The sequence below is a fragment of the Nocardia sp. A7 genome (assembly GCF_046549215.1).
Lineage (GTDB): Bacteria > Actinomycetota > Actinomycetes > Mycobacteriales > Mycobacteriaceae > Nocardia.
Genome location: NZ_JAJPWE010000002.1, coordinates 582,647 through 597,934 on the forward strand (window position 1 = coordinate 582,647; position 15,288 = coordinate 597,934).

The 15,288-nt window shown below is 68.9% G+C and carries 15 protein-coding genes; 11 read left to right on the forward strand and 4 right to left on the reverse strand.

Annotation, left to right across the window (positions count from 1 at the left end; genetic code table 11):
• The first annotated feature begins 89 nt into the window (after positions 1–89).
• The 7 genes from ACLJPD_RS14115 to ACLJPD_RS14145 all read left to right on the forward strand — a co-directional run bounded on the left by ACLJPD_RS14115 (position 90) and on the right by ACLJPD_RS14145 (position 8,110).
• Positions 90–1,085 carry a helix-turn-helix transcriptional regulator gene (locus ACLJPD_RS14115; RefSeq protein ID WP_410872532.1) on the forward strand — a complete coding sequence of 332 codons (996 nt, stop codon included), beginning with the start codon at positions 90–92 and terminating at the stop codon, positions 1,083–1,085.
• A complete protein-coding gene (locus ACLJPD_RS14120; protein WP_410872533.1) occupies positions 1,082–2,065 on the forward strand; it encodes a helix-turn-helix transcriptional regulator in 984 nt (327 codons plus the stop codon). Before ACLJPD_RS14115 ends, ACLJPD_RS14120 begins: the two co-directional genes overlap by 4 nt.
• The gene (locus tag ACLJPD_RS14125) at positions 2,062–3,090 is read left to right on the forward strand and encodes a 2-dehydropantoate 2-reductase (protein WP_410872534.1); all 1,029 of its coding nucleotides are present in this window, start codon (positions 2,062–2,064) and stop codon (positions 3,088–3,090) included. Before ACLJPD_RS14120 ends, ACLJPD_RS14125 begins: the two co-directional genes overlap by 4 nt.
• A 92-nt stretch (positions 3,091–3,182) precedes the next feature.
• Positions 3,183–3,461: a Sec-independent protein translocase subunit TatA gene (gene tatA, locus ACLJPD_RS14130; protein ID WP_410872535.1), complete on the forward strand. Its 279-nt coding sequence runs from the start codon at positions 3,183–3,185 to the stop codon at positions 3,459–3,461.
• Positions 3,462–3,571: 110 nt separating this feature from the next.
• The gene (gene tatC, locus ACLJPD_RS14135) at positions 3,572–4,543 is read left to right on the forward strand and encodes a twin-arginine translocase subunit TatC (protein WP_410872536.1); all 972 of its coding nucleotides are present in this window, start codon (positions 3,572–3,574) and stop codon (positions 4,541–4,543) included.
• Positions 4,544–4,546: 3 nt separating this feature from the next.
• Positions 4,547–7,246 carry a DEAD/DEAH box helicase gene (locus ACLJPD_RS14140; protein WP_410872537.1) on the forward strand — a complete coding sequence of 900 codons (2,700 nt, stop codon included), beginning with the start codon at positions 4,547–4,549 and terminating at the stop codon, positions 7,244–7,246.
• A 120-nt stretch (positions 7,247–7,366) separates the two neighbouring features.
• Positions 7,367–8,110 carry a DUF4333 domain-containing protein gene (locus ACLJPD_RS14145; RefSeq protein ID WP_410872538.1) on the forward strand — a complete coding sequence of 248 codons (744 nt, stop codon included), beginning with the start codon at positions 7,367–7,369 and terminating at the stop codon, positions 8,108–8,110.
• Between the two features lie 74 nt (positions 8,111–8,184).
• On the opposite strand, the gene ACLJPD_RS14150 is transcribed toward ACLJPD_RS14145, so the two are convergent.
• A complete protein-coding gene (locus ACLJPD_RS14150) occupies positions 8,185–9,159 on the reverse strand; it encodes a 5'-3' exonuclease H3TH domain-containing protein (protein WP_410872539.1) in 975 nt (324 codons plus the stop codon).
• 142 nt (positions 9,160–9,301) lie between these two features.
• Between ACLJPD_RS14150 and ACLJPD_RS14155 the strand changes: the two genes are divergently transcribed.
• On the forward strand, positions 9,302–10,429 hold the full coding sequence (locus ACLJPD_RS14155; RefSeq protein ID WP_410872540.1) for a M24 family metallopeptidase: 1,128 nt from the start codon (positions 9,302–9,304) through the stop codon (positions 10,427–10,429).
• 16 nt (positions 10,430–10,445) lie between these two features.
• Here the strand turns inward: ACLJPD_RS14155 and ACLJPD_RS14160 are convergent, their stop codons facing one another.
• Positions 10,446–10,844 (reverse strand): PPOX class F420-dependent oxidoreductase, encoded by a 399-nt coding sequence (locus tag ACLJPD_RS14160; protein ID WP_410872541.1) that lies wholly within the window; start codon positions 10,842–10,844, stop codon positions 10,446–10,448.
• 132 nt (positions 10,845–10,976) lie between these two features.
• On the opposite strand from ACLJPD_RS14160, the gene ACLJPD_RS14165 reads away from it, so the two are divergent.
• The 3 genes from ACLJPD_RS14165 (at position 10,977) to ACLJPD_RS14175 (ending at position 13,955) form a co-directional block, all read left to right on the forward strand.
• On the forward strand, positions 10,977–11,729 hold the full coding sequence (locus ACLJPD_RS14165) for an SDR family NAD(P)-dependent oxidoreductase (protein WP_410872542.1): 753 nt from the start codon (positions 10,977–10,979) through the stop codon (positions 11,727–11,729).
• The gene (gene cbiE, locus ACLJPD_RS14170) at positions 11,708–12,982 is read left to right on the forward strand and encodes a precorrin-6y C5,15-methyltransferase (decarboxylating) subunit CbiE (protein ID WP_410873406.1); all 1,275 of its coding nucleotides are present in this window, start codon (positions 11,708–11,710) and stop codon (positions 12,980–12,982) included. Before ACLJPD_RS14165 ends, cbiE begins: the two co-directional genes overlap by 22 nt.
• Before the next feature lie 220 nt (positions 12,983–13,202).
• Positions 13,203–13,955 carry a cobalt-precorrin-6A reductase gene (locus ACLJPD_RS14175; RefSeq protein WP_410873407.1) on the forward strand — a complete coding sequence of 251 codons (753 nt, stop codon included), beginning with the start codon at positions 13,203–13,205 and terminating at the stop codon, positions 13,953–13,955.
• A gap of 12 nt (positions 13,956–13,967) precedes the next feature.
• Here ACLJPD_RS14175 and ACLJPD_RS14180 read toward each other — a convergent pair whose 3' ends face one another.
• Both ACLJPD_RS14180 and ACLJPD_RS14185 read right to left on the reverse strand, forming a co-directional pair.
• Positions 13,968–14,540, reverse strand: a complete 573-nt coding sequence (locus ACLJPD_RS14180) for a PadR family transcriptional regulator (protein WP_410872543.1) — start codon at positions 14,538–14,540, stop codon at positions 13,968–13,970.
• Between the two features lie 157 nt (positions 14,541–14,697).
• On the reverse strand, positions 14,698–15,213 hold the full coding sequence (locus ACLJPD_RS14185; RefSeq protein ID WP_410872544.1) for a ubiquitin-like domain-containing protein: 516 nt from the start codon (positions 15,211–15,213) through the stop codon (positions 14,698–14,700).
• Positions 15,214–15,288 lie beyond the last annotated feature (75 nt).

Genomic DNA, 15,288 nt, shown 5'->3' on the forward strand with positions numbered 1-15,288 from the left:
ACTGTCGCAGCTCCGTGCCGCCGAGGCGACGAACTCGCAACCATGCGCCGACGCGCGGGGGAGGTGGCGCGACCATTACCCTCTATCGGGTGGCGATATCCAAGGTCGAGCGGCTGATGAATCTGGTCATCGCGCTGCTGTCGACCAGGCAGTTCCTGAGTGCGGAACGCATTCGCACGAGCGTGGCCGGTTACGAGGACTCCGTGACCGACGACGCGTTCAGCCGGATGTTCGAGCGCGACAAGAACGAGTTGCGCGATCTGGGCATCCCGCTCGAAGTCGGGCCGGTGGGACGGTTCTCGACCCTGGAGGGGTACCGGATCAACCGGGACGCCTACGAGCTGCCCGATATCGACCTGTCGAGCGAAGAGGCCGCGGCGGTCGCTGTCGCGGTGCAGATGTGGGCGTCACCGGAACTGGCGGGTGCGGCCGAGGGCGCGTTGTTGAAACTGCGCGCGGCCGGGGTCACCGTCGAGACCGACAACGTCGGGGTGTCGGTGCCCGCGGTGCCCGCCCGGACTCGCGGTTCGGAGCCGGTGCTGCGGGAACTCCTGGCCGCGATCGACGCGGGGCAGGCCGTGCGATTCGGCCACCACAGTGCCGTCACCGATCCGTTCGTGACCCGCGACGTCGAACCATGGGGTGTGGTGACCCGGCACGGGCGCTGGTACCTGGTCGGGCACGACCGTGAACGCGACGCCGTTCGCACGTTCCGGCTCTCGCGCATCGGCGGTGAGGTGCGGCCCTACGGTCCGGTCGACGCGGTCCACAAGCCCGCGCACACCGATCTGCGCGCGATCGTCGACCGGGTCACCGGCGACGCTCCCGTCACCGGGTCGGCCACCGTGTGGGTCGCCAAGGGCCGCGGTCGCGAATTGCGCCGCATCGGCACCGAAGTAGACACCCGTGACCTGGGCGGACGTCCCGGCTCGGTGCTCGAGGTGCCGGTCCGCTCCCGCGACTGGGTGGCCCGGCTGATCACCGGCCTCGGCCCCGATGTCCTGGTACTCGAACCACCGGAACTGCGCGCCGACGTGATGGACCGGCTACGGTCGGTACTCGACCACACGGAGGTCACGTCGTGAGTTCGCGTCTGTCCCTACGCCTTTCGCGCCTGCTGAACATGGTGCCGTACTTACTCGCGCACCCGGGTATCAGCGCGGCCGAGGCCGCCGCCGAACTGGGTGTGACCACCAAACAGCTGATGAGCGACCTCAACCAGCTGTGGATGTGCGGATTGCCCGGCTACGGTCCCGGCGATCTGATCGACCTGTCGTTCTCCGAGGAGAGCATCGAGGTCACCTTCTCGGCCGGCATCGAACGACCGCTGCGGCTGACCTCCACCGAGGCCACCGCACTGCTGGTGGCCCTGCGCTCGATCGTGGAGATGCCGGGCATGGTCGACCCGACCGCCGCCCACGCAGCCATCGCCAAGATCGAATCGGCGATCGCCAGCACCGACGCCGTCGTCACCGGCAAACCGGTGGAGGTGCCCGTCGAGAAACCTGTGGTCGCGACCGTGCGTGCCGCGCTCGCCGACGCGCGGGCGCTGCGTCTGGTCTACTACTCGGCCAGCCGCGACGAGGTGTCCGAACGCATCGTCGACCCGATTCGGGTGGTGCTGGTCGACAACAACAGCTACCTGCAGGCCTGGTGTAGGCAGGCCGAAGGCGTTCGCCTGTTCCGGTTCGACCGGATCGAGGACGCCACCGAACTCGACGAACCGGCCCGTCCGCCGAGCCACGCCGCCGCCGACGCGGCCGCGCTCGACCTGTTCCAGGACGACCCCGACGTGCCGCTGGCCCGGCTGCGCATCCGCGCCGACTACGCGTGGGTGCTCGACCAGTACCCCATGCACCGCATCGAATCGCGCGCCGACGGCAGCATCGAGGCGGGCATGCGCTTCGCCTCCCCGGATTGGATGGCCCGGCTGCTGCTCGGCTTCGGCACCGGGGTCAGCGTGCTCGGACCACCGGAACTGGTGGCGGCGGTGCGCATTCGCGCCGATGCCGCCCTGGCCGCCTACGCGGCCGCCGGACTGGTGGGGGAGACCGAACCCGCGTGAGTCAGCGAGTACTCGTCCTCGGCGCGGGCAGCGTCGGGGTCTTCATCGGCGGTCACCTGGCCGCCGCGGGCATGGAAGTGATCTTCGTCGGCCGTCAGCGCATTCTCGACGACATCGCCGAGCACGGCCTGCGCCTGACCGATCTGGACGGCGGTTCGACCGAGGTACCGCCCGATCGGTTCGGCCTCGCGCTCGAACCCGACGAACCGGAACTGGCCGACCTGGTCCTGGTGACCGTGAAATCGGCCGACACCGCCGCCGCGGTCCGCGCTGTCGCGGGCCGATTGCGCCCCGGCACGCCGGTCGTGAGCCTGCAGAACGGTATCGGCAACGCGAGCCTGATCCGCGAGATCCTGCCGACCAGTATCGCGCTGGCCGGGATGGTGATGTTCAACGTGGTGCACCGCGGTCGCGGGTGTTTCCACCGTGCCAGCGACGGCGTCGTCGCGATTCAGGACGACCAGGTCGTCGACCGCTTCGCCGACCGGTTCCGCGCCGCGGGACTGCCCCTGCGCCGCCACCGCGACTTGCGTCCGGTGCAGTGGGCCAAACTGCTGCTCAACCTGAACAACCCGATCAACGCACTGTCGGGCAGGCCGCTGCGCGAAGAACTCGCCGAGCGTGACTATCGCCGTTGCCTCGCGTTGGCCCAGTCCGAAGCCCTCGCCGTGATGAACACTGCGCGAATTCGGCCCGCCCAGCTCACCCCAGTTCCGCCCGAGTTGATGGTGCATTTGCTGCGAGTTCCCGACGCGGTCTTCCGGCGGGTGTTCGGCCGGGTGCTCGCCATCGATCCGCTCGCCCGCTCGTCGATGGCCGATGATCTAGCGCTGGGCCGCCGGACCGAAATCGCGTGGTTGTGTGGGGAAATCGTGCGCCTGGGCGAGATGGTCGGCCACCCGACGCCTGTCAACCGTCGGCTGACGGAGCTGATCAGGATCGCCGAATCCGGCGACACCGCGCGGTTCACCGGAAGTCGGCTGCTCGCGGAGCTGTCCGGGGCGGCGGCCGCCGTAGCGGATTGAACGCGCGGCGAACGCCGCCGCGGCTGCGCGTTCATCGTGGTCCGAATCCGGGTAGCATCGGTAATCACCACAGTCTTTGGAGGTATCTGATAATGGGCACGTTCAGCTGGACGCACCTGCTGATCATCGCGTTGCTGTTCGTTCTGCTCTTCGGCGCGAAGCGGCTTCCTGACGCGGCACGCGGCCTCGGCCGTTCGCTGCGCATCTTCAAGAGCGAGGTCGGGCAGATGCAGGCGGAGTCGGCGACGAACGACGCACCGGCCACCACCACCACCCCCGCCGCCCCCGCGCCGCAGCAGCAGCTGTCCGCGTCGGCGACGCAGGCGCAGACCCCGATCGTCGAACCGCAGCAGGGCCACAAAACCCTCTGACCTCGGCAATCACCCCGGAGCGGTAGTTACCGCTCCGGGGCGAAGTGCTGTCTCGTCAAAAGTTGTCGCCGAGCATCCGCCGAACCGAGGGTTAGAGGCCACCACCCACCATGCGCATCCCGTTCGATCCACGGCGCACCAAGCGCAGGACGAATCCCGACGGCACCATGTCGTTGGTCGAGCACCTGCAGGAACTGCGCACCCGGCTGCTGCTGGCACTGGCCGCGATCGCGGTGACCACGCTGATCGGCTTCTTCTGGTACGCGCACACCCTCTTCGGACTGGAGAGCCTCGGCGATCTCTTGCGTGGCCCCTACTGTGCGCTGCCCGAATCGGCGCGGGCCAGCCTGAGCCCCGACGGTGCGTGCCGATTGCTCGCCACCGGGCCCTTCGACCAGTTCATGCTCCGACTGAAGGTCGGGCTCACCGCGGGCGTCGTGATCGCGACCCCGTTCTGGCTGTATCAGCTGTGGGCGTTCATCACCCCGGGGCTGTACGCGAAGGAACGCAAGCTCGCGGTCGGTTTCGTGGTGACGGGCTCGGTGCTGTTCGTGGCGGGCGCCGTCCTGGCCTACGTGGTGGTGTCGCACGCGTTGTCGTTCCTGATGACGATCGGCGACAACGTCCAGATCACCGCGCTGAGCGGTAACCAGTACTTCGGTTTCATCATCCAGTTGCTGATCATCTTCGGCGTCAGTTTCGAGACGCCGTTGATCATCATCGGGCTGAATCTGGTGGGGGTGCTGCCCTACGTCAAGCTCAAGGCGTGGCGGCGCGGGATGATCTTCGGCCTGTTCGTCTTCGCCGCGATCGTGACACCGCAGGACCCGTTCTCGATGCTGGCGCTGGCGATCGCGCTGACCGTGCTGTTCGAGTTCGCGGTCCAATTCGCGCGGTTCAGCGACGCGCGCAAGGCCCGCCGGGAGGCGAAGGAGGGCTGGGGCCCGCTCGACGACGAACAGGCCTCACCGCTGGAGACGCCGGAACCGGTGGCGTCGGCCGATCCGGTGGCGTCGGCCGATCCGGTGCGTGAGCCGGAGAAAACCGCGCGCCCGGTGTCGGACTACTCCGATACGCTCTGAGGGGTGACCGACACTCCGGGGCTGCCCAGCGAACTGGCGAAATTCGCCGGTGAAATCTCTTTCGATCTGGACCCCTTCCAGCGCACCGCGTGCGCGGCCTTGGAAGACGGGCACAGCGTGCTCGTGTGCGCCCCCACCGGTGCGGGCAAGACGATCGTCGGCGAGTTCGCCGTGCACATGGCGCTGGCCTCGGGCGGAAAGTGCTTCTACACCACACCGATCAAGGCGCTGTCGAACCAGAAGTTCGCCGATCTCACCGCCCGCTACGGCCGCGACAGCGTCGGCCTGCTCACCGGTGACCAATCGATCAATCCCGCCGCGCCGGTGGTCGTGATGACCACCGAGGTGCTGCGCAACATGCTCTACGCGTCCTCGGATTCGCTGCACGGGCTGTCCTATGTCGTGATGGACGAGGTGCACTACCTGGCCGACCGGTTCCGCGGCGCGGTGTGGGAGGAAGTGATCCTGCACCTGTCCCCGGATGTGCGTCTGGTGAGTCTGTCGGCCACGGTGTCCAATGCCGAGGAGTTCGGCGCGTGGATGGAAACCGTACGCGGCGACACCGCGGTGGTGGTCGACGAGACGAGACCGGTGCCGCTGTGGCAGCACGTGATGGTCGGTCGGCGGATGTTCGACCTGTTCGACACCAAGTCCAGCGATCGCAAGGTCGTGGTCGACGAAGACCTGGTCCGGTTCATCCGCCAGCGCGAGAGCGCCGACCGGATGCACGGCCACGGCGGTCCGCGCGGACGCGGTGGGCGCGGCGGTAACTTCCGACCGCTCCCGCGACCGGACGTGCTCGCTCGGCTCGACGAGGAAAACCTGCTGCCCGCGATCACGTTCATCTTCAGCCGCGCGGGCTGCGACGGCGCACTGGCCCAGTGCCTGCGCGCCCGGCTCGATCTGAGTTCTCCCGGCGAGGCCGCGCAGATCGACGCGATCATCGAAAAGCACACCGGTGATCTGCCGAAAGGCGACCTGGAGGTGCTCGGCTACTGGGAGTGGCGCGAGGCGCTGCAGCGCGGGTTGGCCTCCCATCACGCCGGCATGTTGCCCGCGTTCCGGCACACCGTCGAGGAACTGTTCGTCAAGGGTCTGGTGCGTGCGGTGTTCGCCACCGAAACCCTGGCACTCGGCATCAACATGCCCGCGCGCACGGTGGTGCTCGAGCGGCTGGTGAAGTTCAACGGGGAAACCCACGCCGAGCTGACTCCCGGCGAGTACACCCAGCTCACCGGGCGTGCGGGCAGGCGCGGCATCGACGTCGAGGGCCACGCGGTGGTGCTGTGGCGGCCCGAGGTCGACACCAGCGCGGTGGCGGGCCTCGCCTCCACCCGCACGTATCCGCTGCGTAGCTCGTTTCGGCCCGGCTACAACATGTCGATCAATCTGATCGACCGGATGGGCGCCCAGGAGGCGCGGACCCTGCTCGAGAGGTCGTTCGCGCAGTTCCAGGCCGACCGGTCGGTTGTCGGGCTGGTGCGTGGCATCGAGCGCAACGAAGGCGCGCTGCGCAAGCTGGAGAGTCAACTCGGTGGCGTCGACGGCGATTTCATGGAGTACCTCTCGCTGCGGGACCGGATCAAGCAGCGAGAGCGCGATATCCAGCAGCAGGGTCGCGCCGATCGGCGCGGTGCCGCGGTGCAGGCGCTGATCGGGTTGCGCCGCGGTGACGTGGTGTCCATTCCGGTGGGCAAACGTTCCGGGCTCGCGGTGATCCTCGAACCCGACCAGACGCCCGGCGACCCGCGTCCACTGGTCTTGACCGAGGACCACTGGGCCGGGCGGGTGTCCGCGGCCGATTTCCCCGAACCCGCCGAAGCACTCGGACGCATGGATCTGCCGCGTCGGGTCGATCACCGGGCCGCGCGCATCCGCCGCGACCTGGCCTCGGCGTTGCGCGGCACCGGGATCTCGGCTCCGCGCCGCGGCAGGCGTAACGATCGGGTCCGTGGCGGCGAAGATCGTCAACTCTCGACGTTGCGGCGCAGTCTCCGTTCCCATCCCGCGCACAATCGTCCCGATCTCGAGCAACTGAGCCGTACCGGCGAGCGGTATTCACGGCTCGCCCGCGAGACCGAGACGATGCGCCAAAAGGTTGCCGCGACCACGAATTCGCTGGCGCGTACCTTCGATCGGATCGTCGGGCTGCTCGAGGAACGCGGGTTCGTCGCGCACAGCGAGGTGACCGCCGACGGCAGGCGGCTGGCCCGGATCTATGCCGAAAGCGATCTCGTGGTCGCCGAGGCGCTGCGTCAGGGTCTGTGGCGCGGACTCGGCCCGGCCGAACTCGCCGCGGTGGTATCCACGCTGGTCTACGAATCGCGACAGGAAACCGGCCTGCTCACACCGGCTGGACCGACCGACCCGATCCGCCGGGCGATCGCGGCCACCATCGAGGTGTGGTCGCAACTGCGCTCCGACGAGGCGCGGCACAAACTTCCGCCCACCCGCGAACCCGACCTCGGCTTCGTGACCGGGGTGTACAAATGGTCGCGCGGTGATGCGTTGGCCGAGGCGTTGCTGGCCAGTGGCGACCAGGGCACCACGATGTCGGCGGGCGATTTCGTGCGGTGGTGCAGGCAGGTGATCGACCTGCTCGATCAGATCCACAACACCGCCGACGACCCCGAGGTCGCGTCCACCGCGGCCAAGGCGGTCCGTGCCGTGCGGCGGGGTGTCGTCGCGGTGGACGCCGCGTAGTCGGGGCGTCTGTGATTTGATTTCTTCGCGTACCGACCGTGAGGCGGATGTCGTATGAATGCGGCAGGCCCGGCGCGGGGGGCTACCGTATGAACTAATGATGCGAGTGGAGGCGAGTGGATGAGCGGCCCTTACGGACCGAACAAACCCGGGGAGGGGAACAACGACCCCACCCAGCACTGGGGGGGTCAGCAGGGGGCCGGTGGCGCCGGTCCCACCCAGCACTGGGGCGGCGCGCAGCAGCCGCCACAACAGGGCGCCCAGCCCACCCAGCAGTGGAACGATCCGAACGCGCAGCAGCCGCAGCAGTGGGGACAACAACCCCAGCAGCCGCAGCAGCCGTGGGGCCAGCAGCCGCAGCATGGTGGGGTGCCGCAGCAGCCGACCGGGCCGCAGCAGCAGTGGGGCCAGACCCAGCCGCCGCCGCAGGACTGGAACAACCAGGCAGGTACCGCGCAGCAGCCGTGGGGCCAGCAGCCCGCGCCGCAGCCGTGGGGGCAGCAGCCCGCGCCGCAGCAGCCGTGGGGCCAGCAGCCGCCGCAGTCCTCCGGTGGTAAGAGCAAGGGTCTGATCATCGGGCTCATCGCCGCGGGCGTGCTCGTGGTGGCCGCGGTCATCGGTCTGCTCGTGGTCTTGTTGTCCTCGGACGAACTCGACAACGCGGCCGTGCAGGACGGTGTGTCGCGCGTGCTGAAGGATTCCTACGGGATCGCCGATGTCTCCGATGTCAGCTGCCCCTCCGGTCAGGCCGTCGAGGTCGACGCGACCTTCACCTGCGACCTGAAGGTCAGCGGTGAGGCGAAGAAGGTCACCGTCAAGATCACCAAGGAAGATGGCACGTACGAGGTCGGTCGCCCGAACTAGGCGCTCGCACTCCGTATTCCGGGCCGTCCGCGACATTCGCGGGCGGCCCGGTGTCGTTTCGGTGCGCGACCCGGTCAGTCGGCGTGGGCGGCGGTCAGCGCGTTGACCAGGCGGGTGATCGGACTCTCGGCGTTGTAGGCCGTGGCCAGCGCGAGCAGCCGGTCGGGGTCGGCCGGGGTGGCGGGCAGGATGTCGGGGCGCGACAGGATCACGTCGGCATCGCGGACCACCCGCACGACCGGGGCGGCGACCTTCAGATAATCCTGCGCGGCAACGAGTTTCGCGCGCACGCCCTTGGCGATGTCGGAACCGGGATCGGCGACGGCGGCCATGAGGGCATCGAGCGAGCCGAATTTCGTGATCAGGTGGGCAGCGGACTTGTCGCCGATACCCGCCACGCCGGGCAGGCCGTCGGAGGCGTCGCCGCGCAGGGTCGCCATGTCGGCGTAGGCGGGACCCGCGTTCTGTTCGGGCACACCGTATTTCACCGAGAGTTCCGCGGGACCGAACAGTTCGGCCTTGGCCAGACCTCGACCGACGTACAGCACGCGCACCGGTGGGGCCGGGTCGTCGCGCACCAACTGCAGCAGGTCGCGGTCACCGCTGACGACGACGACCGGGTCGGTGCGTTCGCGGCTCGCGAGTGTGCCGAGCACATCATCGGCCTCGAGGCCTTCCGCGCCGCCGGTGGCGATGCCCGCCGCTTCGAGCACCTCGAGGATCATCTCGACCTGCAGGGTGAGCGTGTCGGGCACTTCCTCCGCGCCGGGCGCAGCGCTGGTGCTGGTGTCGAGCCGATGCGCCTTGTACGAGGGCACGAGGGCCACCCGGAACGGGGGCCGCCAATCGAGGTCGAGGCCGATGACGAGCCTGCTCGGGCGGTGCTTGGTGACGAGCGAGGCCACCATGTCGGTGAACCCGCGCAGCGCGTTCACCGACCGTCCGTCGGCCCCTCTGAGCTTGTCGGGGATCGCGTAGTAGGCGCGGAACCAGAGGCTGGCGCCATCGAGGATCAACAGGGGTCCACGGGTGCTCTCGTCAGCGGTCACACCGGTGATTGTGCACCGGACCACCGACACGGCGCCCACGCACCGTCCGGTCGGCCTGCCTGGCGGGTCGATGGTCGCGAGCGGCCCCGCTGGGCCAGGCGATCCGGCGGGCGGGCGCGCGGGGCGGGTAACGTCGGGTCCCATGAGCGCGCACACGGATGCCAGGTTCGCGGCGAAGGTCTACGGTCAGCGGCTGGAGCGGGCTGTCGAGTTGATGCGCGCGGCGCATCTGGACGCCCTGCTGATCACCCCCGGCCCCGATCTGCGCTACCTGATCGGTTCGGCCGCGGAATCCTTCGAGCGGCTCACCTGCCTGGTGATCCCGGCCGACGGGGCCACACCGTCGGTGGTCATCCCGAAACTCGAGTTGGCTTCCCTCGGCGATTCCGCGGCGGGTGAACTCGGTCTGCAGGTGTTGGACTGGGTCGACGGCGTCGATCCGTACCAGCTGGTCCGCTCGATACTGCACGCCGGATCGCGTATCGCCGTCGCCGACGCGATGCCCGCACTGCACCTGATCCCGCTCGCCGAATCGACGACCGGGTTGCCCGCCTCGGCGACGCCGGTGCTTCGCGAGTCGCGAATGATCAAGGACGAGGCCGAGATCGACGCGCTGCGCCGGGCAGGCGCGGCCATCGATCGTGTGCACGCGCGGATGGGCGAATTCCTGCGGGCTGGCCGCACCGAGGCCGAGGTGGCCGCCGATATCACCGCCGCGATCATCGCGGAAGGCCACACCGAGGCGGCGTTCGTCATCGTCGGTAGCGGCCCGCACGGTGCCGACCCGCACCACGAGGTGTCCGATCGCGTCGTCGAACAGGGCGACGTGGTCGTCATCGATATCGGCGGCCCGGTCGAACCCGGCTACTACTCCGACTCGACTCGCACCTACGTCCTCGGCACCCCGAGCCCGGAGATCGTCGAGAAGCTGGCAGTGCTCGAGGCTGCCCAGGCCGCGGCGGTCGCGGCGGTGCGGCCCGGGGTGACCGCGGAGTCGATCGACGCCGCCGCCCGCACCGTGCTCGCCGACGCGGGCCTGGGCGACGCCTTCATCCACCGCACCGGTCACGGCATCGGCCTGTCGGTACACGAGGAGCCCTACATCGTGGCGGGCAACGACCTGGTCCTCGAGCCGGGCATGGCGTTCAGCATCGAACCGGGAATCTACTTCCGCGGCCGATGGGGCGCGCGGATCGAGGACATCGTCGTCGTCGCCGAGAACGGCGTGGAGTCGATGAACAATCGCCCACACGGCCTGACGGTGCTGTAAGCGGTTCGCGCGCAGTCTATTTCAGCGTGCTCGACGACAGCACCCGGCGTACCTGGATCGCGACGACGACGCGTGTGGGGTTCTCGCGGGGCACCCGGTAGCGCTCGGTGTAGCGGCGGACCGCCTCCGCGACGTCGGCGCTGTCGGCAAGCACGGTCGCCGGTCCTTCGAGGGTGAGCCAGCGCGCGCCGTCCACCTGGCTCACCGCCGCGTAACCACCGCGTCCGGCATTGCGGGCCTTCACCGACGCGCCGTCGGTGATGACGCGGGCGATCCCGCTCTCGGGATCCCAGGTGAAGCCCACCGCCACCACGTGCGGGGTGCCGTCGGCGCGCACGGTGGTGAGGGTGGCGAGGTGCCGCTCGGTGACGAACTCGAGCGCGGCGGGGGACAGCTGTGCGGTGGCGGTCGGCATGGAGCAAACGGTAGTCGGGTCGACCGACGACCGTCGCCGCGGGTTTCGGCCGTGCCCGTCACCCTGGCAGGCCGCGATCGGCCGGATCCGCCGGATGACAGACTGGCGCTAGCCGGATGACAGACTGGCGCTATGGGAACGCAGCAGAACGACGGGCCGGTGTTGGTCCTGGGTGGGCGCAGTGAGATCGGCCTCGAGGTGGCGCGCAGGCTGGCACCAGGGCGGGTGGTGATCCTGGCTGCCCGCCGGGCCGACGCGTTGGACGCCGAGATCGAGCAGGTGCGCGCGGCGGGCGCGAGCGCCGTGCACCCCGTGGAATTCGACGCCGACGAGACCGCCACCCACGCGCCACTGCTGGAAAAGCTCGCCGCCGAGCACGGTGGCATCGGCACCGCGGTGCTCGCCTTCGGTGTCCTCGGCGATCAGGACCGCGCCGAACACGACCCGGCGCACGCGGTCGCGGTGGTGCACACCGACTACGTCGCGCAGGTCAGTGTTCTCACGACCCTGGCGACCTTGATGCGCGCACAGGGATCCGGCCAGATCGTCGTCTTCAGCTCCATCGCGGGCGTGCGCGTGCGCCGGGCGAACTATGTCTACGGTTCGGCCAAAGCAGGTCTGGACGGCTTCGCCAGCGGCCTCGGCGACGCCTTGCACGGCACCGGCGTCCAATTGCTGCTGGTCCGCTCGGGATTCGTGATCGGCCGCATGACCACCGGGATGGACCCCGCCCCCATGTCCAGCACCCCCGACCAGGTCGCCGACGCCGTCGTCCGCAGCCTCGGCAAGGGCGCCATCCGGGTCGCCATTCCCGGCCGACTGGCCCTGGCGTTCTTCGTGATGCGCCTGCTCCCGCAATCCGTCTGGCGCCGGATGCCACGGTGACCGAACCAGCGGACTGGGCAGGCCGCCCGATCGTGGTCGCCGGAATCGGTGCCGACGGCTGGCCCGGACTGGGCGATAACGTCCGCCGGGCCATCGGCGACTGTGACGTGGTGTTCGGATCCCCACGCCAACTGGCGTTGCTCCCACCCAGCGATATCGAACGCGTGCCGTGGCCGACACCGCTGCTGCCCGCGCTGCCGGAGTTGTTCGCACGCAACGTCGATCGCCGCATCGGCGTCCTCGCCAGCGGCGACCCCATGTTCTACGGAATCGGCGTCACCCTGGCCCGCCGGTTCGGTCCGGCGGCGCTGCGCGTGTTCCCGCAGCCTTCGTCGGCCTCGCTGGCGTGCGCCCGGCTCGGCTGGCCACTGGCCGAAACTCCGGTGATGAGCGTGGTTGCCCGGCCATTGCCCACCGTGCTGCCCGAATTGTCGGAAAATCGTCGGATTCTGGTGCTCAGCGAAGATGCGCGGACGCCGTCCCGACTCGCGGAATTGCTGCGTGACAACGGGTTCGGCGCGTCGACGCTGACCGTCCTCGAGCAACTCGGCGGCCCCGCCGAACAGTTGCGCACCGGCCCCGCCGCCACCTGGCCACACCCGCTCGGCGACCCACTCAACATCGTCGCCATCGACTGCCGTGCCGACCCCGGCACCCGCCGCGACACCCGCCTGCCCGGCCTGGCCGACACCGCCTTCGCCGGCGACGGCCAGCTCACCAAAGCGGAGATTCGCGCGCTCACTGTCACCGCTCTCGCCCCGGCACCGGGGGAAATGCTCTGGGATATCGGTGGCGGTTCGGGCAGTATCGCCATCGAATGGTGCCGCACCCATCCACTGTGCCGCGCCGTCACGTTCGAGCGACTGCCCGCGCGCCGAGAACAAATCGCGACCAATATCGACGCACTCGGCGTACCGGGAATAACGATCCGCGGCGAAGTAAGCTCGGAATTAGCCGAGGAAACGATCCCGGCGCCCGACGCCGTATTCCTCGGCGGCGGCCTCACCCAGGACGGCATGTTCGAGCGGTGCTGGCAACGTCTGCGCCCGGGCGGTCGCCTCGTCGCCAACGCGGTCACCGCGGAATCGGAAGCGCTGCTGCTCGACTGGTCCGCGGGCTTCGGTGGCACGCTGCGCAAATTTCAGATCTATCGAGGTGAACCGCTCGGTGGGTTCACGGCCTGGCGACCGCACCTGCCGGTCGCCCAGTGGGTTGTCCGAAAACCCGCTGGTCGACAGAGCGTGGACCCGTAGTCCAGATCACGAGCAGATCACGCGCAGATCACGGTGAATCCGTTCTCGCCGGGGCCGCGCGCCGTAAAAGTTTCAGACCGAACGTGTAGAACCATCGCCTCGGGGGTATGGTCGTTGCCGTTCCGGGTGATCCCCTCGGTTCGATTTCCATGATGGAGAGTTACATGAAGTACTCGAAGTTCGATGGTGATGCCGGCGCCGATGACCGCGGAGGCCTGTCCTGAGAGTTCTCATCCTCGGTGGCACCGGTGAAGCCAGGGAGTTGGCGCGCAGAGCGTACGCCGAGCGTGGACTCGACATCGTGTCCTCCCTTGCCGGGCGGGTCGCCAATCCGCGGCTGCCGGTCGGTGCGGTCCGCGTTGGCGGGTTCGGTGGTGTCGAGGGCCTCCGAACCTGGCTACGCGAGAACGCGATCGATGCCGTCGTGGACGCCACCCATCCGTTCGCCGCGCAGGTGAGCGCGCACGCCGCCACCGCGGCGGCCGAACTGGATATTCCCGCGCTGCACCTGCGCCGCCCGGAGTGGGTGCAGCGGTGCGGTGACCTGTGGACCAGGGTGCCCGATCTCGCTTCGGCGGCCGCGGCCCTGACCGCGCGCGACAAGCAGGTCCTGCTGACCATCGGCCGCCAGGGCATCGGCGCGTTCGTCGGCTGCGTCGGGCACGGCTTCGTCATCCGCTCCATCGACGCCCCCGCGGCTCCGTTGCCGCCGCGTTCCAAACTGTTACTGGCGCGGGGGCCGTTCACTTTCGATGAAGAACTGGTGTTGATGTCGCGGCATCGCATCGACGTGCTGGTCACCAAGAACAGCGGCGGTGAGCAGACCGAGGCGAAGATCTTCGCCGCTCGCACCGCGGGCCTGCCGGTGATCATGATCGACCGGCCACCGCTGCCCACAGGTGCGGTGGCTGTCGCCGAGGTCGGTGACGCTGTCGACTGGCTGCGCGAGTTCTCGTCGCACCGGGTGCGCTGAACCCGGTGGTCGTCAGGCGGGCCGCGTGGTGCCGAAAGCTGTCGGCGGGGGGTGTGGCGGGGTGAAGATCGTCGGCAGCTGGTCGAACCAGTGCAGGACCGCCCGCTCGTAGGCGATACCGAATTCGAGCGTAGCCCGCTGATGCGGCGCCAGCGCGGTCTCGTCTTCGTCGAGGTAGCGATCGAGCCGATCCTGATGAATGTTCTTGTTGGCGGCGATGATCCGATCACGATGCGCCGGATCCAGGTGCTCGCCGAAAGACAGCGTGAGCAGCAGCGGCACCCGGATGGTCTCGGCGCCCGGATCGCGTCCGATCCACTCGGCGAAGGCCTCGCGCCCGATGTCGGTGATCCGGTACGGCGTGCGCTCCCTTGCGCCGCGTTCACCCTTGGTGACCAGGCCCGCGGCATCCATCGTCGACAGTTCGCGATAAACCTGGCTCTGGGTGATCGTCCAGAAATCGCCGATGCGCTGCTGGGCCTGGGTGGCGAGGTCCCAGCCCGACTTCGGGCCCTCGTGCAGGAACCCGAGTAGCGAGGCCGCGGTGGAGTTCAGCGGGCGGCGTCGAATCGCGGTGTCGGTCAACGGTCAACTCCCTTCGAACTACATTCCTAAGTGGAATGTTACGCCCGGGTGCGCGGTACACCAAGAGTGCCGCCTGTCGCGGCGTGTTCCCGGACCGGGGTGCGGCGATGGTGCTCGCGCGCTGAGCACCATCGCCGCGGTGCTCGACCCGTCAGATTCAGGCCACCGCGAGGTTCACGTCGGCGCCTTCGGTCAGCTCATAGGATGCCAGTGTCCTGGAGTCCTCGAGCTCTACGCCGCCCGCGATGATGAGCCGCTGCTCATCCGCCGGAATTCCGGTCTCCTCCGCGAGGATGATCTTCAGGTCCTCGACCGTGGCCGTGGCATCGATGCTGACCGGGATCGGCGTGCCGTCCACGCCTTGGACGCTCAGGGTGATGCTGGAAGCGGTCTCGGCGAGGGGTGCCCCGGGAATACCCAGGCCTGGCAACGCGGGCGCGCCGGGCACTGCCGGTGCTTCAGGTGCGGCCGGTGCGGCAGGCGCCGCGGGCAGTGCGGGAAGTGCGGGCAGTGCTGGTGGTGCGGGCGCTGCGGGTGGTGCTGGTTGGGCCGACGCGGTGACCGGCACGATCCCGGCGACGGGAACCGCCATGGCGGCGGCGATCAGACCGACCGTCACGCCGCGTCGTAATCGAGTACGGAGGGTGTGTCGTGCGTGGTGCTGAACTCTCATCGTGGTGAATCCTTTCACCGTCCTCATGGGACGCGTTGGGGAATCGAACCAGGAAACGAGCTGTCACGCTGTTGT